The organism is Algoriphagus locisalis, from assembly GCF_900116615.1.
Taxonomy (GTDB): domain Bacteria; phylum Bacteroidota; class Bacteroidia; order Cytophagales; family Cyclobacteriaceae; genus Algoriphagus; species Algoriphagus locisalis.
Genome location: NZ_FPBF01000002.1, coordinates 481,617 through 501,985, shown reverse-complemented (window position 1 = coordinate 501,985; position 20,369 = coordinate 481,617). Strand labels below are relative to the sequence as shown.

Annotated in this window: 21 protein-coding genes and 1 tRNA gene; 12 read left to right on the top strand and 10 right to left on the bottom strand. The window is 42.4% G+C overall.

Annotated features, from left to right (window positions below):
• Positions 1-50: 50 nt before the first annotated feature.
• The 3 genes from trmD to BM386_RS07145 are packed head-to-tail and all read right to left on the bottom strand — an operon-like array spanning position 51 to position 1,921.
• Positions 51-767: a tRNA (guanosine(37)-N1)-methyltransferase TrmD gene (trmD, locus tag BM386_RS07155; RefSeq protein WP_091692378.1), complete on the bottom strand. Its 717-nt coding sequence runs from the start codon at positions 765-767 to the stop codon at positions 51-53.
• Between the two features lie 3 nt (positions 768-770).
• A complete protein-coding gene (gene rimM / locus BM386_RS07150) occupies positions 771-1,301 on the bottom strand; it encodes a ribosome maturation factor RimM (RefSeq protein WP_091692377.1) in 531 nt (176 codons plus the stop codon).
• Between the two features lie 11 nt (positions 1,302-1,312).
• Positions 1,313-1,921: a 30S ribosomal protein S16 gene (locus BM386_RS07145; protein WP_091692376.1), complete on the bottom strand. Its 609-nt coding sequence runs from the start codon at positions 1,919-1,921 to the stop codon at positions 1,313-1,315.
• A 316-nt stretch (positions 1,922-2,237) separates the two neighbouring features.
• Between BM386_RS07145 and BM386_RS07140 the strand changes: the two genes are divergently transcribed.
• Positions 2,238-2,309 (top strand) — tRNA-Arg (locus BM386_RS07140).
• Positions 2,310-2,340: 31 nt separating this feature from the next.
• Positions 2,341-2,583 carry a GIY-YIG nuclease family protein gene (locus tag BM386_RS07135; RefSeq protein WP_091692375.1) on the top strand — a complete coding sequence of 81 codons (243 nt, stop codon included), beginning with the start codon at positions 2,341-2,343 and terminating at the stop codon, positions 2,581-2,583.
• Positions 2,584-2,873: 290 nt separating this feature from the next.
• On the opposite strand, the gene BM386_RS07125 is transcribed toward BM386_RS07135, so the two are convergent.
• Entirely contained in the window at positions 2,874-3,761 is an 888-nt protein-coding gene (locus BM386_RS07125) for an SMP-30/gluconolactonase/LRE family protein (protein WP_170857055.1), read from the bottom strand.
• A 35-nt stretch (positions 3,762-3,796) separates the two neighbouring features.
• A complete protein-coding gene (locus BM386_RS07120; protein WP_091692374.1) occupies positions 3,797-4,594 on the bottom strand; it encodes an SDR family oxidoreductase in 798 nt (265 codons plus the stop codon).
• 530 nt (positions 4,595-5,124) lie between these two features.
• On the opposite strand from BM386_RS07120, the gene BM386_RS07115 reads away from it, so the two are divergent.
• Both BM386_RS07115 and BM386_RS07110 read left to right on the top strand, forming a co-directional pair.
• Positions 5,125-6,294, top strand: coding sequence for a hypothetical protein (locus BM386_RS07115; protein ID WP_091692373.1), 1,170 nt, complete (start codon positions 5,125-5,127; stop codon positions 6,292-6,294).
• Between the two features lie 7 nt (positions 6,295-6,301).
• Positions 6,302-7,774 (top strand): hypothetical protein, encoded by a 1,473-nt coding sequence (locus BM386_RS07110; protein ID WP_091692372.1) that lies wholly within the window; start codon positions 6,302-6,304, stop codon positions 7,772-7,774.
• A gap of 319 nt (positions 7,775-8,093) precedes the next feature.
• Here the strand turns inward: BM386_RS07110 and BM386_RS07105 are convergent, their stop codons facing one another.
• From BM386_RS07105 to BM386_RS07085, 5 genes are all read right to left on the bottom strand, one after another.
• Positions 8,094-9,431 (bottom strand): PEGA domain-containing protein, encoded by a 1,338-nt coding sequence (locus BM386_RS07105; RefSeq protein WP_091692371.1) that lies wholly within the window; start codon positions 9,429-9,431, stop codon positions 8,094-8,096.
• Positions 9,432-9,524: 93 nt separating this feature from the next.
• Positions 9,525-10,595 carry a dipeptidase gene (locus BM386_RS07100; protein ID WP_091692370.1) on the bottom strand — a complete coding sequence of 357 codons (1,071 nt, stop codon included), beginning with the start codon at positions 10,593-10,595 and terminating at the stop codon, positions 9,525-9,527.
• A 3-nt stretch (positions 10,596-10,598) separates the two neighbouring features.
• Positions 10,599-11,309 carry an SAM-dependent methyltransferase gene (locus tag BM386_RS07095; protein WP_091692369.1) on the bottom strand — a complete coding sequence of 237 codons (711 nt, stop codon included), beginning with the start codon at positions 11,307-11,309 and terminating at the stop codon, positions 10,599-10,601.
• A 101-nt stretch (positions 11,310-11,410) separates the two neighbouring features.
• The gene (locus BM386_RS07090; protein WP_091692368.1) at positions 11,411-12,169 is read right to left on the bottom strand and encodes an alpha/beta fold hydrolase; all 759 of its coding nucleotides are present in this window, start codon (positions 12,167-12,169) and stop codon (positions 11,411-11,413) included.
• Positions 12,170-12,297: 128 nt separating this feature from the next.
• Positions 12,298-13,014 (bottom strand): pyridoxine 5'-phosphate synthase, encoded by a 717-nt coding sequence (locus BM386_RS07085; RefSeq protein WP_091692367.1) that lies wholly within the window; start codon positions 13,012-13,014, stop codon positions 12,298-12,300.
• Positions 13,015-13,076: 62 nt separating this feature from the next.
• Between BM386_RS07085 and BM386_RS07080 the strand changes: the two genes are divergently transcribed.
• The 8 genes from BM386_RS07080 (at position 13,077) to BM386_RS07045 (ending at position 20,270) form a co-directional block, all read left to right on the top strand.
• The gene (locus tag BM386_RS07080; protein ID WP_091692366.1) at positions 13,077-13,529 is read left to right on the top strand and encodes a GatB/YqeY domain-containing protein; all 453 of its coding nucleotides are present in this window, start codon (positions 13,077-13,079) and stop codon (positions 13,527-13,529) included.
• A gap of 1 nt (position 13,530) precedes the next feature.
• The gene (locus BM386_RS07075) at positions 13,531-14,076 is read left to right on the top strand and encodes a CvpA family protein (protein WP_170857054.1); all 546 of its coding nucleotides are present in this window, start codon (positions 13,531-13,533) and stop codon (positions 14,074-14,076) included.
• Entirely contained in the window at positions 14,060-14,647 is a 588-nt protein-coding gene (locus BM386_RS07070) for an anthranilate synthase component II (protein WP_091692364.1), read from the top strand. The genes BM386_RS07075 and BM386_RS07070 overlap by 17 nt, the downstream gene beginning before the upstream one ends.
• A 285-nt stretch (positions 14,648-14,932) precedes the next feature.
• A complete protein-coding gene (locus tag BM386_RS07065) occupies positions 14,933-15,667 on the top strand; it encodes an RluA family pseudouridine synthase (RefSeq protein ID WP_091692363.1) in 735 nt (244 codons plus the stop codon).
• A gap of 186 nt (positions 15,668-15,853) precedes the next feature.
• Positions 15,854-16,351, top strand: coding sequence for a SixA phosphatase family protein (locus BM386_RS07060; protein ID WP_091692362.1), 498 nt, complete (start codon positions 15,854-15,856; stop codon positions 16,349-16,351).
• Between the two features lie 90 nt (positions 16,352-16,441).
• Positions 16,442-18,007 carry a glycerol-3-phosphate dehydrogenase/oxidase gene (locus BM386_RS07055; protein ID WP_091692361.1) on the top strand — a complete coding sequence of 522 codons (1,566 nt, stop codon included), beginning with the start codon at positions 16,442-16,444 and terminating at the stop codon, positions 18,005-18,007.
• 17 nt (positions 18,008-18,024) lie between these two features.
• On the top strand, positions 18,025-19,524 hold the full coding sequence (glpK, locus tag BM386_RS07050) for a glycerol kinase GlpK (RefSeq protein WP_091692360.1): 1,500 nt from the start codon (positions 18,025-18,027) through the stop codon (positions 19,522-19,524).
• Positions 19,524-20,270, top strand: coding sequence for an MIP/aquaporin family protein (locus BM386_RS07045; RefSeq protein WP_091692359.1), 747 nt, complete (start codon positions 19,524-19,526; stop codon positions 20,268-20,270). The genes glpK and BM386_RS07045 overlap by 1 nt, the downstream gene beginning before the upstream one ends.
• The last annotated feature ends 99 nt before the right edge of the window (positions 20,271-20,369 follow it).

Here is a 20,369-nt window from a genome sequence, read left to right as displayed (position 1 = left end):
AGCTTTATATTTTTATGCTTTCGCTGTTTGCCAACGCGTGGCTTATTTAATTACTTCTTATACGATTTTGTGTCGCTTTTCCCCGTTTGGTTGTCTCTGAGCAAGTCAGGTCTTCTCTCTTGGGTTCGGCGAACCGATGCTTCAAATCTCCACTCGTTTATCTTGGCCTCATGTCCTGACAGCAAGACATCGGGTACTTCCATCCCGTCATATTCTGCGGGGCGAGTGTACACCGGCGGTGCCAGCAGTCCATCCTGGAAAGAGTCTGTCAACGCTGAGGTCTCATCATTCAATACTCCCGGGATGAGGCGAATCACCGCGTCAGCTACTACAGCTGCTGCTAATTCTCCTCCGGAAAGTACGTAATCACCAATACTGATTTCTTTGGTGATGAATCGCTCTCTCACCCGCTCGTCCACACCTTTGTAATGACCGCAGAGGATCAATAGGTTTTGGCTGAGCGAAAGTGCATTGGCCATGGGTTGGTCGAAGGTGGCTCCATCGGGTGTCATGTAGATGATCTCATCGTACGCGCGTTCCTTCTGAAGTGCTTCTATGCATCGAGCGATAGGCTCAATGGACATCACCATCCCGGCTCCCCCTCCAAAAGCGTAGTCATCGACCTGCTTTTGCTTGCCCGTTGAATAATCCCGTAGGTTGATCACGCGAATACTGGCCAGTCCTTTGTCCTCCGCTCTTTTCAGAATGGAGTGTGCAAAAGGCCCTTCCAATAATCCCGGTACTACAGTGATGATATCAATGTGCATGGGTTAGTCTTCCAGATAAATTTCAAGTAAACCTTCGGGTAATCGGCAGTAAACTTTTTTAGCTGCTTTGTCCACCTTTTGGATAATTCCGTCCTGAATTGGTATCAGCACTTCTTTTTCCTTGTGTGTGACTCCGAGGAGATTCTGTGTCTCCAGATCATAGACGATCTGAATAGGTCCGATCAGGCCTTCCGTCTCATCAAAGACTTCGAATCCGATCAACTCATGGAAGAAATACTGGTCATCTTTCAGTTCTGGTAGTGCTGTCAAGGGAAGATAAACTCCCAATCCAACCAAATCTTCTACCTGATCCAGCGAGTTCAGATCCTCAAACTTTGCCAATGCTTTATTTCCGGGTTGGAGTACAAAGTGCTCCAAGAAAAACGGCACTAGCCGGGATTTTTGCTCTAAGAATAAGTGCTCCAGCGTCTCATAATCCTCAGGATAATCGACATCCAGCACTATCATTACTTCTCCACGAAGTCCATGAACTTTAGACACGTAGCCTAACTGAAAGCTTTGGTCCTTATTCATGGGGATTTATATTATGCTTTTGCTTCGTCTTCGCCAGCTTCTGGAGCTTTTGCTTCAGGTGCTTCTTCAGCCTCAGCAGCAGGAGCTTCTTCAGTAGCAGCTTCTTCCTCTACAGGAGCAGGGTTGTTAGCAGCTTCAGCAGCAGCTAGTAGCGCTTTTTGCTCGTCTTCTCTTGCTTTGATAGCGTCAAGTCTTGCTTGGTTCTTAGCAGTCTCAGCGTCAAATGCTTTCTTCTTAGCATCAGCTTTAGCTGCAGAGATACCTTCTGCCTTACCAGCGATCTTAGTGTCTTTCTCGTTCAACCATGCTTCGAATTTCGCATCTGCTTGTTCTTGTGTGATTGCACCTTTCAATACACCAATCTGAAGGTGTTTTTTCAGCATTACACCTCTGTAAGAAAGCATAGCTTTTACAGTATCTGTTGGCTGAGCTCCGTTCAACAACCATTTAAGAGCGCGCTCATTGTTGATGTTGATAGAAGCAGGATTCGTGTTTGGATTGTAAGATCCAATTTTCTCGATGAAGCGTCCATCACGTGGAGCTCTTGCATCAGCTACAACCACGTCGTAGATAGCCATTTTTCTTCTACCTCTTCGTGCTAATCTGATTTTTACTGACATAAATTATAATGTATTTAGTGAGTGGATGGAACCCGTCCATCCTAATTTTGGAGTGCAAAGATAGTGTAAATCCTTGTAAAGCCATAAGTTGGCTAAAGAATATTTGCCTAAAAGAGGGGTTTTCTTATATCTTGCAAAATAATTATCAATGGCCCCGTAGTTCAATGCCTGGCCGGATAACTAGGTCGGACGAGCCTGCCCGGATGAATTTAATCGGACGGGTCCGCCTGGATGACTCGGTCGGACGGGGATAGAGCAAGCATTTGCAAAATGCTGAATAGAAATGCGACGTTCAAATGGGAGGTTTTAAAAATATGGCCCTGTAGTTCAATGGATAGAACAAGCGTTTCCTAAACGCTAGATCTAGGTTCGATTCCTAGCAGGGCTACTTTTGATTTTTTTACTTTAACGTTCATCAGATGTTCTATGCATATGTGTTAAAAAGTGAGAAATACGAATATTTTTATAAAGGTCATTGTCAGGATCTAGAGAAAAGACTAGCTCAGCATAACTCAGGGATGACTAAATCAATACGGCCTTATATCCCATTTAGTATTGTTTATTTTGAGGGATTTGAAAGTCTATCTGAGGCGATTCAGAGAGAGAAGTATTTTAAAACAGCGAGTGGGAGAAAGTTTTTAAAAAAGGTTATGGCTCCATAGTTCAATGCCCGCCCGGCCGAAGCTATTCGGATGAGCGGATCAGGTTAACACGGTCGGACAGGCCCGCCCGGCAGACGCCAGTCGGACGGGCCCGCCCGGATGACTCGGTCGGACGAGGAAAGAGCAAGCAATTGCTAAATGCTAAATAAAAATGCGACCTTCAAATGGGAGGTTTTAAAAATATGGCCCTGTAGTTCAATGGATAGAACAAGCGTTTCCTAAACGCTAGATCTAGGTTCTCCGCCCGGCAGACGCCAGTCGGACAGGGATTCCTAGCAATGCTACTTCTTTTAATACTCAAACCGATTCGCATCAAACCCCTTTGCATTCGTCTTCACCAAAAACACATTCCCACTTTGTGGGTATTTTTTTAAGTCTTCTGGTGAAAGGTTTTCCTGGGCTGTGGTAATGAATAATTGATCCAGATTTTCTCCGCCAAAGCAACAGGAGGTCACATGTGGCGCGGGTATATCAATTTTGTCTAATAACTCTCCTGAGTTTGGGTCCCAGCGATAAACCCCAGCCCCTCCAAAATGAGCCACCCAAAGCATTCCTTCGCGATCTATGCACATGCCATCTGGAGCTCCCAAATCTTCTGCTATTTCTACTGAAATTCGCTTAAATTCAATTTTCCCGCTTTCAAGATCAAAAGCATATTCCTTAATCTCATGGGTTGGCGTATCTATAAAATAGTAGGTTTTGTTATCCTCGGTCCAGGCCATTCCATTGGAAATGGTCAGTTGGTCGAGCTGCATTTGAGGTTTTAGATCTTTCCCTATTTTGTAGAGTGAAGCTGAACCTTCAGTGAATTCCCTGCTTAGCGTTCCTGCCCACAACCTTCCTTTTGCATCGCATTTCCCATCATTGAAGCGGTTTAGCGTAAAGTCAGGTTCCACTTCCGCCAACCAATTCAGTTCTTCCGTTACCAAATCGTAAGAGGCTATTTTGCGATCGAGCGCCAGAATCAGCTCATTTTCTTTTCCTTCCAATACTAAGGACAGGCGATGCGGAAATGATTTTATAGAGGTTTTTTCCGATGCCAAATGATGCTCGAATAGCTTCCCGTTTTCTATATCCACCCAGAAGAAACTTTGCCTTCCTGCATGCCAGTAGGGGCTTTCTCCCAAATGACACTGGGAAGGAAATAGCATTTTGGCAAGTAGTTTAGTCTCTTTCATAAGGTGTGTTTTTCGGTGGTAACTATTTTTCTAAATTACTTATGGGGAATTGTATTCGCATCTTTCGGTACATTTCTGCCAATCATCGGGTATTGCTCCAGATCTACTACCTGGCCACTAATAGGCCCACTCTCATCCGAAAGCCAATAAACTACCGCCACTGCGATTTCCTCGGCATAGATCAGTCTCCCCGCCGGAGCATACACCTTTGGCAGATTTTCATGCCAGTCATCCGAAAGTCCGTGGGTCTTTTTTCGGGCAACTTCATTTTCGGTAAGCACCCAGCCAGGATTGATCTGATTCACTCTCACGCCTTTTTCCCGGAAAAGTGAATCCCCGAGGTTTCTGGTCATGGTCATCAAAGCACCTTTGGAAATGCTGTAGGCCAAAAGATTATGTTCTCCGCCCCAAGCATTGATGGATCCTATGTTCAAAACGGCACCACGACTTTCAATCAAATAGGGTAATGCTGCTTGAATCAGAAGACAAGGAGCTATGGTATTTACTCCTAAAATCCTACTTATAAAATCCTTATCGGTGTCCGTAATCGTAGATGCAGCTACAATTGCAGCATTATTGACGACACTATCTAACCGACCCCACTTCCGAATAGCTAATTCAACCAATCTATCAGGAGCACCATCGTCCGAAATGTCTTCTATAAGCAGTACAGCATTTTCTTCCCCCAATTCTAAAACTACTTGGGCTCCCAAGTCCTCCTCCAGTCCATGGACTACTACTTTGGCACCTTCCGACACTGCTTTTTTGGCAATGGCTCTTCCTATGCCTGTAGTGCTTCCGGTGACGATAATTACTTTGTCTTTCAATCTCATATTATACTGGTTTTAGCACACTTTTCACCACTATGCTTTTTTTCAAAAGTTACATTACTTGGTAATCGGCCAAGCATCTTCTATAATGGGGGTGACATTGAGAATTCCGCTGCCAAGTAGCCCGATGACCTGCCGCGACGATCCCTCTTCGCACATCATTCCAATATGGTGAATTACAAAATTAAATCCCAAATCCTCCATAAATCCCGCACCCTCGACCATATCTGAGCACCTAAATTGCCTCCGTCACCTTCACCGATTTCAGTGAGTTCTAGAGAAAGCTGGACAATAGACTTGATTTTGCACATAAGGTATATGTAAAAGTTAGTAAGCGGTTTTTACTTCGATTTTGAGGTAAGGAAAAAAGCAAAAAAATAACTAAAAACTTGTTTCTTTCTTTAAAACCGCTTTATTAGTCGATAGGTTTTTTTGAAGTTTTAATTAGTGCAAAAAATGCAGTGATGTTTTTACTTTAGGTAACAAAACCAGTACAGTCAATAAAGCAGTTTGGAACAGAATCCTAATTACCTATGAAACACAAAAGTAATTACCTATTCTTTTTTTTAATTTTTGCCATATGCTTTGGCTGCCAACAAGATAAAGAGCTGACCTATCAAGGCGAAGAGATAGCATATTATCCCAAAAAAGACTTGTCTATAGAGAACATCAAAATCGATACCTTAACGAACGAATCGTTTTTTTACTCAGGGCTTGGATTATGGGTAATTTTTAATGATAGTTTGACGCTTTTAGATAAAAGGTTGGACTCAGCCTATGTTTTTTCTGATGATCTAGTTCATCGATCAACCTATTTGGGAAAAGGAGATGGGCCAAATTTGTTGACCAGTATCATCCTACAACAAACGGTGATGGGTGATTACCTGGTACTGTTAGGTAGCAATTATGACTATCACCTAATCAATAAAAATTGGGAAATAGAGAAGAGAGGACAATTGGATTTTTATCATGAGAAAACACCTTACGAGGAATTATTGAAGAATCCTAAGGCGGATTATATTGGGCTCTATGAGACTTTAGATGGACCTTTAAAACTAAGTCATGACTACAAAGGCAATCTGGTGTTTTCAGTGGGGATTCCTCATCCAGATCTTAATTACTTATGGCATGAGACCTATTATCGAGAAGCACGAATTCTAGGTAAAATCAATCCTGATGATGGCAAAGTAGCTATTCAAGGCAGGTATTCAAATATCTACAACCAATTTCAATTTTTGTCCACTTTGCTTGGTGCACCTTTTACCTATCTGAATGCGGATACCTATATTCAAGGATATGAGGCAGATAGTATCTTATATAAGTTGAGTGATGCTGGAGAAGCACACTATACTTTTGGAGTTGCTGGAAAGGAAATGAATATAGCTTATGAAAATTTTAAAGCTGAAAGTATAGAAGAGTATGATGCGGTTAGGGAGTTGGATAGGGCGCGGTATAGCTATTATTTTTCACTTGATTATGTCAAAGAGACAGGTCTGCTGTTTAGAGGGTACACCAAATCTAATTCAGCCGCAGATGGTCTTCAGATCTACCGAGATGACACCTTGATAGGAGATGTAGAAGTTCCCAAAGACTTTCGATTCGTAGGTTATAAAGCACCCTATTATTATGCTGAGTTTAGGTACAGAGCAGACAAGGAGGAGGATCCCATAAGGATTTTAAGGTTTGAGTTACCAAAAAATTGATACAATTATGATAACATCTAATAAGTTAGTCAAAACTCAGGTTTTAATCTCACTGATGCTTTTTGTAGTCACGCCACTTTTTGCTCAAGTAGAGGAAAGAGGTAGTGCCCAATTTTTTTTCAAGGATGGGAAAAGTAGGATTTCTCTACCATTTTTGCCTGTGTATAATCAAGCGGGCGAGGTAGAGGCCTTGGCAGATAGTGTTGGTGTAGTTTCCCTCCCTATCGGCGAATCATTTCAGATAAGAAGTCTTTTTTATAGGGATACTGTTTTCCAAGTAGTAGAAAATCGACTGACAAAAATTATTTTGGAATATGAAGATGTGGCTTTACAGACTTTTGAAATTAAGTTTTTTAAGGATTCTAGGGACCATGTAGAGCAGCTTTCAAAGCGCATGAGTGCCGAGTATATTTCTTCTCCTCATTTAGGTGCCTTTTCAGGATATTTTCTGGTCAGGCAAAAAGGAAAAATTTTAGATTTTTTTGAAGCAGATGGCCTGTCGCTACTTTCTGGAAATAAGAAGTGGAAGCCTTGGGATTTTGCAAATACTAATTCTTCTGGAGACTCTTATAATCATTTGGTTCCCATGGAAATCAGAAGAAGTTTCCACTGGAATATACAGGGAGATACCATTGCAGTCGAACTTTTCAATCAATCCACTAGAGATAAAGAATATGGGATGTTGCCATTTTATTCCAGAGAAATCTACAGAGCATTGGAGGTATCGGGCCCATTGGATGAAAAAAGTATAAAGTACTATGACTTCAAGTATGGAGTTGAAGACAACACTGATGTAATTTACTTCAATGTCAAAGACCAATTCAAATTAGAGGCTAAACTTCCTTTGTTTTTAGTTGGAGAAGGGGTTCTTTATCTAACTAGCAGTGGCGAAATGGTCGATAAGTTGATTTTCAATTTTTCGAGTTACAAATATTTAAATTTACAATTGAACAGAAGCGCGAGAAATCGGGAAATCAGTGGCGTGCTATCAGTGTCTTTTGATAAGCAAAACACTACCATTTTACCGACGGAAATTGGGTTGGAAGCCAAGTTTTTTGGAGAAAGAAATTTATTTCCTCCAAGACCATTTGAACTGGGTAACGAAGCTTCTATTTCCGAGAAAATGCATCTAAAAAATTATAAACCTGTAAATGAGGAAGATCTAGAGAATTTAAGAGAAGCTATGCTAAGAATTGGATTGGAAAGCATGGTTCCTTATAATCCTAACTACTGGCGGGGAAGTACTAACGTCTCAGATAAACTTTATGCCAAGGTTAATTCAGACTTAGGTAAGAAAATACCGCTTGAAAAGCAATTCCTAGCTAATTCCGGCAAAAGGTTACACCCATGGCCTTCAAATACTTCTAGCAGTTCAAACAAAAAAAATGATTCAAGCATAGAAGAGTTAACAGCTAAAAAAATCAGGATAATTGAAGACCTAGTCGGTCAACTACGAGCTTTATGGGTTGATTACAAATGAGGATAAAATAAAGGGAGGAATTACTTTTTCAATCGACCTTGCCAAGAGCTTTGGGCCAAGATCAGTCACGGCATCCAAATTTTCCTCTGCATCATCCACCAAGTTTGCCAATTCTTATGAATCGTACAGCGATATGCGATGGGATTTGAGGTTACTTTAATTGTTTATATATAAAAGTAAGATGTGTAACAAATGAAAGAGTCCAGTCGATTCTAATCTTGGTTAGATTCAACTTCCGATCGTTGAAAAAATGTAGGCTATTTATTCTTTGAAAATCAAACGCCTCCAGTAACAATCAACTGGAGGCGTAAGGAATGTATTATTGCTGTAATCTCGCCTGAACTTCCTCTATTAACCCTTCATATTTTTTAAGTATCCTTGCCCAATCATGAAATTTCTCATCATCTTTCACTGTCACCTGGTTTTGGTCTTCTAGGTAGGCTTCCTGACTGATCAGTTTGATAGCATAAGCTAACTGATCGGAATTTCCACCACTACTTACGATGACACGGGTTCGGATGACACTGGACTGGAAGTTTTCAACCTGCCAAGAAGTAGTCAAATAGCCCGTATTGAAATCAACTGTTTCTAGAATATCAAAGTATCTGGTGATGATAGAACTCAGAATTCTCCACGCTTCTTCAGGAGAATGAGCTGTATTTATAGGTACTGTTATTCTCACATTAGCCAAATCTGACGAAACGGAAGAAGTGTAAGCCTCATCCACATTCATTTCGATGAGGTCGCTTACAGGCGGCTCTTGCATTGTGGTCTGATTGTAATAGTTTTTCTTTTGAGGAACGTACCCATCTTTTTTTACTCGAATTTCCACACTTCCATTTTTGGGAACTTTCAAATCATAACTGCCATTACCTACCGTTTTTCCGTTAATCTCAATTATCGCGTCAGTTGGGTTCGTGGTTATTTTCACCAATCGATCTTCTAGTTGTGCTTTTTCCCTTACTGGAGGTTCTGGATCCGTATCTGGCTTGTTACAAAATACTTTGGTGTACTCTACATAGCCGTCTTTATTGACAGTGACTGTTACACAGTCGTTCAGCGGGATTTTAATGTCTTGATTGCCTCTACCGACGCTTACACCGTTGGTTGTCACTGTTCCATCAGCTGGTATGACTTCCAAGCGTACCTGACGGTCTTTCAATTCGAAATAATCCTTGCCAGGAGGAGTTTCACGGTCTGGAGAGTTATAATAGCTCTTAGTGATTGGGGCAAATCCAGGTTTTCTAACTTCTACCGTATGGAAACGATCTTTTTGGATGATCAGGTAGATCGCTTTTGTGCCGATCATTCTACCATCGACATAAATCTCAGCATCATAAGGTTCGGCAGTGATTTCTACCCTTCTGGCATCCAGAGCAATGTATTGATCCTTATCCCATTTTAAGTCTCTGTTGTATTCTTTGATTACCGGCTCATAGCCTGGCTTGGTGACTTTGATCCGGTTGCGACTGTCTTTCTCTAATTTGTACTCAATAGTCCCAGTTCCTAATTCCTGTTTGTCAGAATCATCGTAATCATTGAGCAAAATAAATTTTGCATCCGAGTGATTTGCTGTAATCTGAAGTTTTTGGGAAAATGAAAAGGAAGCCGAAAAAAGGAAAATTAAGGTAAGGGTAAGTAAATGTTTGAACTTCATAAATTGGTGGTTTGCGTTTAGCTTTCGCTAAATAATTCAATTAGAATTATTTATGCAAAAGAAAGACACAGGAATTGTCCAATTTTTCCCCAGTTATCCCCAGTTTCTCTTCAGGAAATTCAGCCAATTTCCATGCATTACCTTCTCTACATCTTTTTCTGAATACCCTCTTTGTCTCAGTAAATCAGTCACTTTGCTCAGATCGGCAATAGTCTCTATGTCATGGGGAGCTTGCTCTCTTCCAAAGGCGCCATCCAAATCTGAGCCAATTCCAATATGGTTTGCATTTCCTGCAACTTGGCAGATATGATCCATGTGATCCAATACTGTATTCAAAGTCACGGCTCTTTCTTTGGGGGTTGACTTTCCTCTTTCCCAAGCTGGACTGAGCATCCAAGCGTCCATTGCACTTCCGATGACAGCTCCTCTATCAACCAGCGCTTTGATCATTTCATCCGAAAATTGCCTGTTATGATCCACCAGCGCCCGGCAGTTATTATGACTTGCCCATACAGGGCCTTTGTAAATATCCAGTGCTTCCCAAAAGGCCAAGTCGCATAAATGTGTTGCATCCAGAATAATCCCCAGTTCATCCATTTTGCGAAGCAATGCCTTGCCTTGTTCGTTCAAAGGAGCAGAAGCATCTGTACCATGAGCATATCTTCCAGGACCATAATGTGCTGGGCCAAGTGCTTGAAGCCCATATTCATAGGCTTTTTCCAAATAATCCAGATTCACAATAGAGTCGGCTCCTTCCAAGGAAAGAATGAATCCCACTGGTTTGCTGGAATTATCCTCGCCATTTTCCCAAAGAGCCAGATGAGCATCTAGTTCACTGCGATTTCTGATCTGAGCCATTTCCTCTTTTTCTACCATCGCCTGATACCAAGCCAGCTGACCTTGGGTCTGAGCCCAAGCCTGCTCTGGAGAATGCCATCCCGGAAGTGAATTCCCTGGAGCTACGTAACGGGCAATTTGTGTGGCGACCACCAAACCGATATTTCCTGCACGGAGAGCGGGTAGAGAGACCACCGCATTGCCACGATCTGGCTTGTCGGTAAGTCCCTTTTCTCTCGCGTTAATCTCCGAAACAGGCAACGTGAGGTCACGATTCCATTCCAGTGCATTCATACTCAGGTCAAGATGGGCGTCTATGGTAAACATGCATTAAAAGCTTTGAAGTACGAAAACAGTGGGGATTTTATGCAGGTCAAGAGGAAGTTGCTTCCACTCTTGAGCCGTTTTGGTCAGGATCATTTCGTCCGAACCTGTGATGTTTTTTGCGATGCAAAGTTTGGTCTGAGGAGCAAGTGTCCTCAGCAAATCTTCCAACAACTGATTATTGCGAAAAGGAGTTTCCATGAAAATCTGGGCTCTTCTTTCACGGAGAGATTCTGCTTCTAGCTTTTTTATCGCTGCAGCTTTTTCTTTTTTATCTATGGGCAAATAGCCATGAAAAGCGAAGGATTGACCAGAAAAGCCAGATCCCATCAAGGCCAAAAACATGGAGCTAGGACCTGAAAGTGGTACAACTTGAATCCCTTTTTTATGTGCATGCTCCACTGCCAAAGCTCCCGGGTCAGCAATGCCTGGGCATCCAGCCTCTGAAATAATTCCAATATCCGCACCATTCATAAGTGGCTGCATTAGTCTGTTTATGAATTCAGGTGAGGTACCCTTATCCAAAATCTCCATGTGGACATGGTCTAGGTTTACTCCTAGTTTGAGGCTAGAGATGTAGCGTCTTGCAGTTCGCATATTCTCCACCAGATAGACTTTGGTATTTGCGATCACTTCTTTCACCTGCGGAGTGATGACAGCATCTTGTGTGTTGTCCGCGAGGACATTTGGAATGAGGAAGAGTTTTCCTTTGGGCATTTTAAATTCGTTGTTTAAAAAAGAACGGAAAGTTAGATAAAGTAAGATTTTCTGAGTGCGGAAATTATTTTATGAGTCAAGAAATCATCCAAAATCAGACCTTACTTTAAAAACCTTCTAATTTCCTCCACGACCGCATCTGGTTGCTCAGCGTGTAGCCAGTGACCTGCATCTGCGATGAATTCTACCTCATTATTGGGGAAAAATGCATCAATATCATCTAGATCGGATTGTTGAATGTAGCTCGAGTTAGACCCTGCCAAAAAAAGGGTTGGGCCTGAGAAGCTTTTTCCATCCGCTAACGCCTTTCCAACTTCATTAATATTCTCGGTAATTACAGGAAGATTGATTTTCCACTCAAATCCATCAGAACCACGACCTAGACTTTTTAGCAGAAACTGACGCTCTCCGAGGTTTGGGACATATTCTGCCAGTTGATCGTCTGCTTCTTTTCTAGAACCGATCACTTCCAGATCCAGGGAGTTTAATCCCTCCAAAATCCGCTGGTGATGAACCGCGTAATATCTGGGAGCAATATCCGCAACAATTAATTTTTCTACGTTCTCAGGGTATTTCAACGCGAAATTCATCACAGTTTTTCCTCCCATGGAGTGTCCCATCAGAAAGGCTTTGTCCAAACCTTCATTATCCATGAGTTCTTTTAAATCCTCGACCATCACATCGTAATTCCACTCATCAGACTGTGGAGAATCTCCGTGATTTCGCTGATCAATGAGGTATAGAGTAAAACTGTCTTTGAGTTCTTTGGAAATGCTAAACCAATTGTCTGCAGAGCCAAAAAGTCCGTGAAGAATTATTAGTGGCTTTCCTGCGCCTAGTTTTTTGAAATTTAACTGCATTTGGATTTACGATTTTTGAATTACGATTTACGAGATTATTTGGACCTCAAACCTCTATTTTTCTACTCAAGCATTTTATTAATATGTGACATAACATCTGGCATCGGGCAACAAACACCGGGCAATAGTTACAATTCCAGCTTCCTTCTATACATCTGAATGGTGTTTTCCAAGCCATAATACAAGGCATCACAAACTAGAGCATGCCCGATGGACACTTCATCCAGATAAGGAATGCTTTGTTTCAGAAATGCCAAATTCTGCAAATCCAGATCGTGTCCGGCATTCAATCCAAGTCCAAGCGCTTTCGCTATTTCTGCTACTTCAACATAAGGTTTGACTGCCGCGTCTCTATCCTTGTGATAATTGGAAGCATAAGGCTCGGTATAAAGCTCTACACGATCTGTGCCTGTAAGTTTTGCCGGCTCGAAGTATTTTATCTCCGGATTAATGAAAATAGAAACCCGTATTCCCGACTCGTGAAGTTCAGCGACTATATCCTTCAACATTCCCTGATTGGAAATCGTATCCCAACCGTTATTTGAGGTAATGGCTGTAGGAGGATCAGGAACCAGCGTTGCCTGAGCAGGTTTTACCAAGCGTACCAGCTCCATAAAACGTTTATCAGGATAGCCTTCAATGTTGAATTCAGTCGTTACTACTTTTGCCAGATCGATCACATCCTGATAGCGGATGTGCCGTTCGTCAGGTCTTGGGTGTACCGTAATTCCCTGAGCACCAAACCGCTCTGCGTCCAGTGCTACTTTCACTACATTAGGATTATCCGCTCCACGAGCATTGCGTAGAGTGGCGATCTTGTTAATATTTACGCTTAGCTTAGTCATATCCGAGTCGAAAAAGGTATTTTTGTCCCTATTATTAGAAGTGTAACACAAACTTAGGACTAATGAGTTTAAAGCAGAAAATAGAAAGTGAAATTAAATCAGCAATGATCGCAAAAGATAAGACCCGTCTGGGAGCTTTGAGAGCTATCAAGTCGCTGATTCTTTTGGAAGAAACGAAAAGCGGGGCAAAAGCTGAAATCACCGAAGAGGATGAGTTGAAGCTGTTGACCAAAGCTGCAAAGCAACGTAAGGACTCTGCTGAAATCTACCAGCAGCAAGGCCGAACTGACTTGTATGAAGTAGAGATGGCTGAGCTGGAAGTGCTGCAGGAATTTCTTCCAAAGGCATTGACAGACGAGGAAATTACCGCTGCAATCAAAGCAATCATTGCACAAACCGGGGCATCCAGTCCCAAAGATATGGGCAAAGTGATGGGTGTGGCAAGTAAGGAACTGGCAGGAAAAGCTGACGGCAAGGTGATTTCTGAGAAAGTGAAAGCTTTATTGAACAATTAAGTTGAGCATAATAGATATCATCATAGTGATCCTTCTGGGTCTAGGAACCTATGAAGGCTACCGTAAAGGTTTCCTTCTGGGTGTTCTAGGCCTTTTTGGCTTTGTGTTGGCGGTGATCTTGGGCCTGTATTTTATGGACCCAATGAATGACTGGCTTGCTGACAATGTCACAGAATTTAACTTAGGCTTTCCTATTTTTGGATTTATTGTAGTCTTTGTGCTCACGTTATTATTTATCAAAGTCGCAGGCTGGATACTGAAGCAGGTGATGGACATGGTTCTACTTGGACCGCTGGATGCTGTGGTTGGAGCTCTATTTGGAGCTGTAAAAGCAGCTTTTTTTATCAGCTTATTCTTTTGGCAGGCAAGTTTGTTCAAGTTAGAAATGCCCAAGAAATGGACAAAGGATTCGGAAATGCTTTATTTCATCGAACCCATAGCGCCAGGAATTGTCGCTGCAATTGAGCCGTTTTTCCCTAGTATAGAAGAGAGTTTGAAAAAGCTGGACGAGGTGGTGGAGAAAATCAAAGATGCTTCTACTGATTGATAATTTTGATTCCTTCAGCCATATGCTGGCTGATCTACTGAGGCAAACAGGTGAAGAACTACTGGTGCTCCGTAATGATGTGTCGTTGGAGGAAATTAAACAGTTGGAATTTGATGGCTTGATCCTGTCTCCAGGGCCAGGTATTCCTCAAAATGCCGGTAATCTCAATGCGATCTTCGCTGAATATTTCGATAAAGTACCCGTACTGGGAGTCTGCTTAGGGCATCAGGCAATCGGTGAATTTTTTGGAGCCAAACTTAAAAAGAACGCAGTTCCTACACATGGCAAAGTTCATCAAGTCAGAAAGACTATTGCACATTCCTTCACAGCAGCAATACCAGAAGCATTCAAAGTAACCCGATACCATTCTTTACAATTAGCCAATTTGCCAGAGGAACTCGAGGTGATATTGGAAACTGAATCTGGTGAAATCATGGGGATGGCGCATAAGAGTCTGCCGATTCTTGGAATTCAGTATCATCCTGAGGCGCACTTGACTGAATATAGATTGGATCTGGTAAAGGCATGGGTGAAACAAGTGAAGGTAGGTTTCGCAAGAGTAAAGCGGTGAGATTTTTCACGGATTAACTTGTTCTTGCGACATGAAATCTAATGGACAGGATGAGATATTTTCCCTAGTACACTAGTAAAAATATCGGATAATTCGCCTAATAGTTGTTAAAGTCATAGTTTTATCCCTTTCCAAAGCTCTCGAAAAATCAATCATTCAACTCCTGTGAAATCCTTACCTTTGTAGCTGATTATGAAATCGAACAACTCTTAAATGCGCTGTTAGATTCTCCCCAATCAAGTTCTTGGCAGGCCATGTGGCATTTGAAAGACAAATATTAAACAGATGAAAAAGAAGCCATTCACAGTTGTCTATGAAGACAACCACCTATTGATCGTAAACAAAGCTGCCGGCATTCTGGTGCAGGGAGATAAGACTGGGGATAAGACCTTGACAGATTACCTCAAAGAGTACATCGCCAAGAAATACGACAAACCTGGAGCGGTTTTTCTTCATCCTATTCACAGACTGGATCGTCCAGTGAGTGGATTGGTCGCTTTTGCCCGCACATCCAAAGGGCTGGAGCGCATGATGGAGATTTTCCGCAAGAGAGAAATACACAAAGTTTACTGGGCTTTGGTGAAAAGAAAGCCAAGGGAAGAAATGGGTAAATTGACTCATTACTTAGTGAAAGACGAGCAGAAAAACGTAGTGACTGCCCATGATCGTGAGGTTCCCGGTTCACAAAAAGCCGAGTTGAATTACAAGACTTTAGGCTTTATGAATGATCACTGGCTGATCGAAGTTCGGCCTGTCTCCGGTCGTCCGCATCAGATCCGGGTACAGCTTGCATCTATGGGTTGCCCGATTCGTGGAGATATCAAGTATGGCTTTGCAAAGCCAAATCCAGATGCGAGTATTAATCTCCACGCATTCAATTTGGTATTCGTTCACCCGATCAAAAAGGAGAAACTTTATCTCAGAGCCGCTGTGCCTGAGGAAGAGTTCTGGGAGCAATTCTTAGAGTTCGAAACCATAAAAACGAAAGATCAGCACTTGGATAATTCATTTAGCGGATAATTACTTAACCTACCTTCGGGATTTTATTAATTTCGAAGGTTTTTTTATTTACCGCAGAGGAGGGGAATTTTACGCAGAGACTGATTGCTTTTATCTCCTAGGTGTATGTATTTAGTCTTTTTTCTTTAGGCTTTTGTTTTCCATTTCCGGTTATTATTCATTTAAAGAATTCTTTAACTTTTACCCATGAAAAACCTCGTACTTATTCTCATCAGCATCTTATTTTTTGCAGCCTGCTCAAGTAAGCAGCAGCCAAAAACTATCTACATCGTCCGCCATGCTGAAAAGCAATTGGATGGAAATGATCCTGAACTTTCGATAGCAGGCAATGCAAGAGCCAGGAAGCTTGCACAGATTCTAGCTGACCAAAAAATCACCCACGTTTTTAGCACGGATTATAAGAGGACACGGTTGACAGCTGCACCCACTGCAAACGAGGCAGGAGTGGAAATAAAAGTTTATGACCCTAAAAATCAAGATGCTCTAGTGGAGCAACTTAGAAGTATTGAAGGTAATGTGCTAGTGGTAGGACATAGCAATACTGTAAGTAAGCTTGCAAATAAATTTGTAGATATAGCAGAACCTTATATGGATTTGGCTGAAACCGAATACAATTTTATTTACGTGATTCAATTACGTTCCAATGGAATTAAAGTCTCGAGAAAAGTTTATAAGGATTTTTAAGGTACCGTCTAATTTAGGCGATTCTTAAAGCGGTTCAGGACATTCTTTTCCCAATTTTTCCCTACCTTAAAATCACTATTTTTAATCCCTATGAATCGCCCAGAAAACCTTAAACAATTACAGGACAGCACTAAAATTTGGGATATCGCCGTGATTGGCGGTGGATCTTCAGGCCTAGGAGTAGCGCTAGACGCTATATCCAGAGGACTTTCAGTCGTTCTTTTTGATAAATCTGATTTTGCCAAAGGCACCTCCAGTCGAAGCACCAAACTTGTGCATGGAGGTGTGAGGTACCTCGCCCAAGGTGACGTGGGGCTGGTGTTTGAAGCGCTCAAGGAGCGTGGGAAGCTATTGCAAAACGCACCTCATTTAGCTCATGATCAGCCGTTTATTATCCCGATTTATACCTGGAAAGATCGCATGATGTACAGCGTTGGCTTGAAAGTTTACGACTGGATGTCTGGCAGATTAAGCCTAGGAAAATCAGAATTTATATCCATTGAAGAAACCCTCAAGCGTCTCCCCGGATTGAAGGCAGAAGGACTATACGGAGGAGTTGTCTATCATGATGGGCAGTTTGACGACGCCAGGCTGGCATTGAATCTCGCACAGTCTGCCGATGAAGCAGGTACTTGTGTTTTGAATTACGTCAGTGTGACGAGTTTAGTGAAAAATGAGGCTGGAAAACTCACTGGTCTGCGTGTTTCGGATAAGCTTTCTAAAGAAAAATATGTGGTGAATGCGAAAATGGTGGTGAATGCTACTGGCGTTTTTGCTGACAAAATTTTACAAATGGATAATCCCGAGGCTTCAAGAATGATTCAGCCAAGTCAAGGGATTCATTTGGTGCTGGATCTAGATTTTTTGGGTGGAAAGGATGCCCTGATGATCCCGGAGACGAAAGATGGAAGAGTACTTTTTGCAGTTCCGTGGCATGGAAAACTTGTGGTGGGAACCACAGATACACTTCGGGAAAAGCCAAAACTGGAACCTGAAGCACTTCAAAAAGAAATAGATTTTGTGTTGGAGACGGCTGCCGGATATCTAGCTAAAGTGCCAACTAGAGCAGATGTAAAGTCTGTTTTCGCAGGTCTCAGACCGCTCGCCAGGCCAAAAGAAGGAAGTACCAAAACCAAAGAAATTTCTAGATCTCACAAGGTGATTTTATCAGACTCTGGTTTGGTTACTTTAACTGGTGGAAAGTGGACGACTTTCCGAAAAATGGGTGAGGATACTGTGGAGTATTTCACTAAAGTCACTGGAGAAAAACTGAAAGAAAGTAAATCTCTGGATATGAAAATCCATGGTGCCACCAATCATGTTCCAGCCGGACACTGGGGCATTTATGGTTTTGATGCCAAACCTATCCAAGATCTTACAAAGGAAAACAAAGCTTGGGAGGAAAAACTGCATCCTGAATTCCCAAACATAGAAGCAGAAGTGATCTGGGCAGTACGGGAAGAGATGGCAGTGAAGGTGGAGGACGTATTGGCACGAAGAATCCGAATGCTATTTCTGGATGCGCAAGCTGCAATAGATACGGCTCCCACCGTAGCAAAATTGATGGCTACAGAAATGGGAAAAGAGGTCGAATGGATAGAATCTGAATTGGCTGACTTTAACAGGACAGCTTCGAAATATTTGATTAAAAAATAACCCACAAACAACCCAAAATGAGCCAAAATAAAACTTATATAATGGCTCTAGACCAAGGTACCACAAGTTCTAGAGCTATTCTTTTTGATAAAAAAGGCAAGATTCTTTCCGTTGCCCAAAAGGATTTCAAGCAGCATTTTCCTAAAGCAGGTTGGGTGGAGCATGATCCTGAAGAAATCTGGACTTCACAATCATCAGTGATGATAGAAAGTCTAGTCAACAAAAAAATCAAAGCAAATCAGGTTGCTGCTATAGGTATCACCAACCAGCGAGAAACAACCATTGTTTGGGATAGGAAAACCGGTAAAGCCATCTATAACGCCATCGTCTGGCAGGATCGCCGAACGGCCAATTACTGCAATGAGCTGAAGGATAAAGGCCATTCTGAAATGGTAGTTTCTAAGACAGGTCTAATCATTGATGCCTACTTTTCGGCTACCAAAATCAAGTGGATTCTTGACAATGTAGATGGTGCTAGAAAGAGAGCAGAAGCAGGAGAACTTGCTTTTGGAACGGTAGATTCCTGGTTGATTTGGAACCTCACATCAGGGAAAACCCATATCACAGATATCACAAATGCGAGTCGCACCATGCTTTTCAATATTCATTCGCAGGAATGGGATCAGGAGTTATTGGATTTGTTTGACATTCCTGCTTCACTTTTGCCAGAAGTAAAATCATGTAGCGAAGTTTATTGTGAGACGGCAGGTGACGTATTAAGTGTAAAAATCCCAATTGCGGGAATTGCTGGAGATCAGCAGGCTGCACTTTTCGGGCAACTTTGCACCGAGCCTGGCATGGCAAAAACTACCTATGGAACGGGTTGTTTTTTGGTGATGAATACAGGCACAGAAGCTGTCAGCTCAAAAAATCAATTACTCACGACAGTAGCTTGGAAAATTGGTGATGAGATCAATTATGCCTTGGAAGGTTCTGTCTTTATTGGTGGAGCGGCGATTCAATGGTTGCGGGATGGATTGGAACTTTTCGGGCATTCCAGGGAAAGCGAACGCCTGGCAGAGAGTATTGATGGCAATGATGGGGTTTACTTCGTGCCAGCACTTTCAGGTTTGGGTGCGCCGCATTGGGATCAAAACGCGAGGGGAGCTTTTTTTGGTATCACCAGAGGGACAGAGAAATCTCATATGGCCAGGGCAGCGCTGGAAGCGATTGCCTACCAAGTGTATGATGTGCTGAAGGCAATGGAAAAAGACGCTGGTAAACCAACCAAGGAGCTGCGCGTTGACGGAGGAGCTACAGCCAATAATTTCCTGATGCAGTTTCAGGCAAACTTGCTGGATTGCGAAATCAAGCGTCCTGAAATTATCGAAACTACCGCTATTGGTGCAGCATTTTTAGCAGGACTGGCCATTGGTTTCTGGGAAGACAGAGAGGAAATACAGGCTCTATGGAACGCTGATAAAAGCTTTACTCCCAGAATGGAAAAAGATGAACGGGAAAAGTTGATACATTTTTGGCACAAAGCAGTAGAGCGCTCTAAAAATTGGGTAGAATAATGAATGTATATCTAGCAGAATTAATAGGAACTGGCTTGCTAATGTTATTGGGCTCAGGAGTGGTTGCGAACATGCTTTTGCCAAAAACCAAAGGACATGGCGGAGGTATCATGGAGATCAGCACGGCTTGGGCATTGGCCGTTTATGTAGGAGTGGTCGTGGCTGGCCCATACAGCGGAGCGCATTTGAATCCGGCTGTTACTGTAGGTCTGGGGTTGACAGGTCAATTTGATTGGGCGATGGCGCCAGGCTATATTGTTGCGCAGGTTTTGGGGGCAATGATTGGAGTAGGAATAGCTTGGCTGTTTTATAAAGATCACTACGATGCTTCGGATGATGCTGGGTTAAAAGCCGCCCCGTTTGGTACTTCTCCAGCGATTAGAAACCTACCCTTAAATTTCTTTTCAGAGTTAGTTGGGACTTTCGTCTTGATTTTAGTGATACTCTACAACAGTGGAGTGGAAAATGGAGTAAAAATCGGAGATGCGGAAGGAACGCCGATTGGAATGGGTTCTCTGGGAGCTATTCCTGTAGCATTTTTGATCTGGGTGATTGGCTTAGGTTTGGGCGGTACCACAGGATATGCGATTAACCCAGCACGTGATTTTGGGCCAAGGTTGATGCACTCAATTTTACCGATTAAAGGCAAAGGAAGTTCGGATTGGGGATACGCTTGGGTTCCGATATTAGGGCCAATAGTTGGAGCTGCACTGGCGGCGGGACTGTATATGGTAGCAGGGGTGTAGTTTGCAGGATTTGAGGCCAAAAACGTATATTTGGTGATTACGATCGCCAAAATTACATTACAGAAAAGCCTGAAATCTGCGAAGATTTCAGGCTTTTCT

Bases quoted from the DNA above. Each gene is read 5' to 3' on its own strand.
- BM386_RS07125 (WP_170857055.1), bottom strand. From the start codon at position 3,761: ATGAAAGAGACTAAACTACTTGCCAAAATGCTATTTCCTTCCCAGTGT.
- BM386_RS07120 (WP_091692374.1), bottom strand. From the start codon at position 4,594: ATGAGATTGAAAGACAAAGTAATTATCGTCACCGGAAGCACTACAGGC.
- glpK (WP_091692360.1), top strand. From the start codon at position 18,025: ATGAGCCAAAATAAAACTTATATAATGGCTCTAGACCAAGGTACCACA.
- rimM (WP_091692377.1), bottom strand. From the start codon at position 1,301: ATGAATAAGGACCAAAGCTTTCAGTTAGGCTACGTGTCTAAAGTTCAT.
- BM386_RS07095 (WP_091692369.1), bottom strand. From the start codon at position 11,309: ATGCCCAAAGGAAAACTCTTCCTCATTCCAAATGTCCTCGCGGACAAC.
- BM386_RS07065 (WP_091692363.1), top strand. From the start codon at position 14,933: ATGAAAAAGAAGCCATTCACAGTTGTCTATGAAGACAACCACCTATTG.
- BM386_RS07105 (WP_091692371.1), bottom strand. From the start codon at position 9,431: ATGAAGTTCAAACATTTACTTACCCTTACCTTAATTTTCCTTTTTTCG.
- BM386_RS07045 (WP_091692359.1), top strand. From the start codon at position 19,524: ATGAATGTATATCTAGCAGAATTAATAGGAACTGGCTTGCTAATGTTA.
- BM386_RS07085 (WP_091692367.1), bottom strand. From the start codon at position 13,014: ATGACTAAGCTAAGCGTAAATATTAACAAGATCGCCACTCTACGCAAT.
- BM386_RS07060 (WP_091692362.1), top strand. From the start codon at position 15,854: ATGAAAAACCTCGTACTTATTCTCATCAGCATCTTATTTTTTGCAGCC.
- BM386_RS07070 (WP_091692364.1), top strand. From the start codon at position 14,060: ATGCTTCTACTGATTGATAATTTTGATTCCTTCAGCCATATGCTGGCT.
- BM386_RS07100 (WP_091692370.1), bottom strand. From the start codon at position 10,595: ATGTTTACCATAGACGCCCATCTTGACCTGAGTATGAATGCACTGGAA.
- BM386_RS07080 (WP_091692366.1), top strand. From the start codon at position 13,077: ATGAGTTTAAAGCAGAAAATAGAAAGTGAAATTAAATCAGCAATGATC.
- BM386_RS07115 (WP_091692373.1), top strand. From the start codon at position 5,125: ATGAAACACAAAAGTAATTACCTATTCTTTTTTTTAATTTTTGCCATA.
- BM386_RS07135 (WP_091692375.1), top strand. From the start codon at position 2,341: ATGTTCTATGCATATGTGTTAAAAAGTGAGAAATACGAATATTTTTAT.
- BM386_RS07145 (WP_091692376.1), bottom strand. From the start codon at position 1,921: ATGTCAGTAAAAATCAGATTAGCACGAAGAGGTAGAAGAAAAATGGCT.
- BM386_RS07090 (WP_091692368.1), bottom strand. From the start codon at position 12,169: ATGCAGTTAAATTTCAAAAAACTAGGCGCAGGAAAGCCACTAATAATT.
- BM386_RS07055 (WP_091692361.1), top strand. From the start codon at position 16,442: ATGAATCGCCCAGAAAACCTTAAACAATTACAGGACAGCACTAAAATT.
- BM386_RS07110 (WP_091692372.1), top strand. From the start codon at position 6,302: ATGATAACATCTAATAAGTTAGTCAAAACTCAGGTTTTAATCTCACTG.
- trmD (WP_091692378.1), bottom strand. From the start codon at position 767: ATGCACATTGATATCATCACTGTAGTACCGGGATTATTGGAAGGGCCT.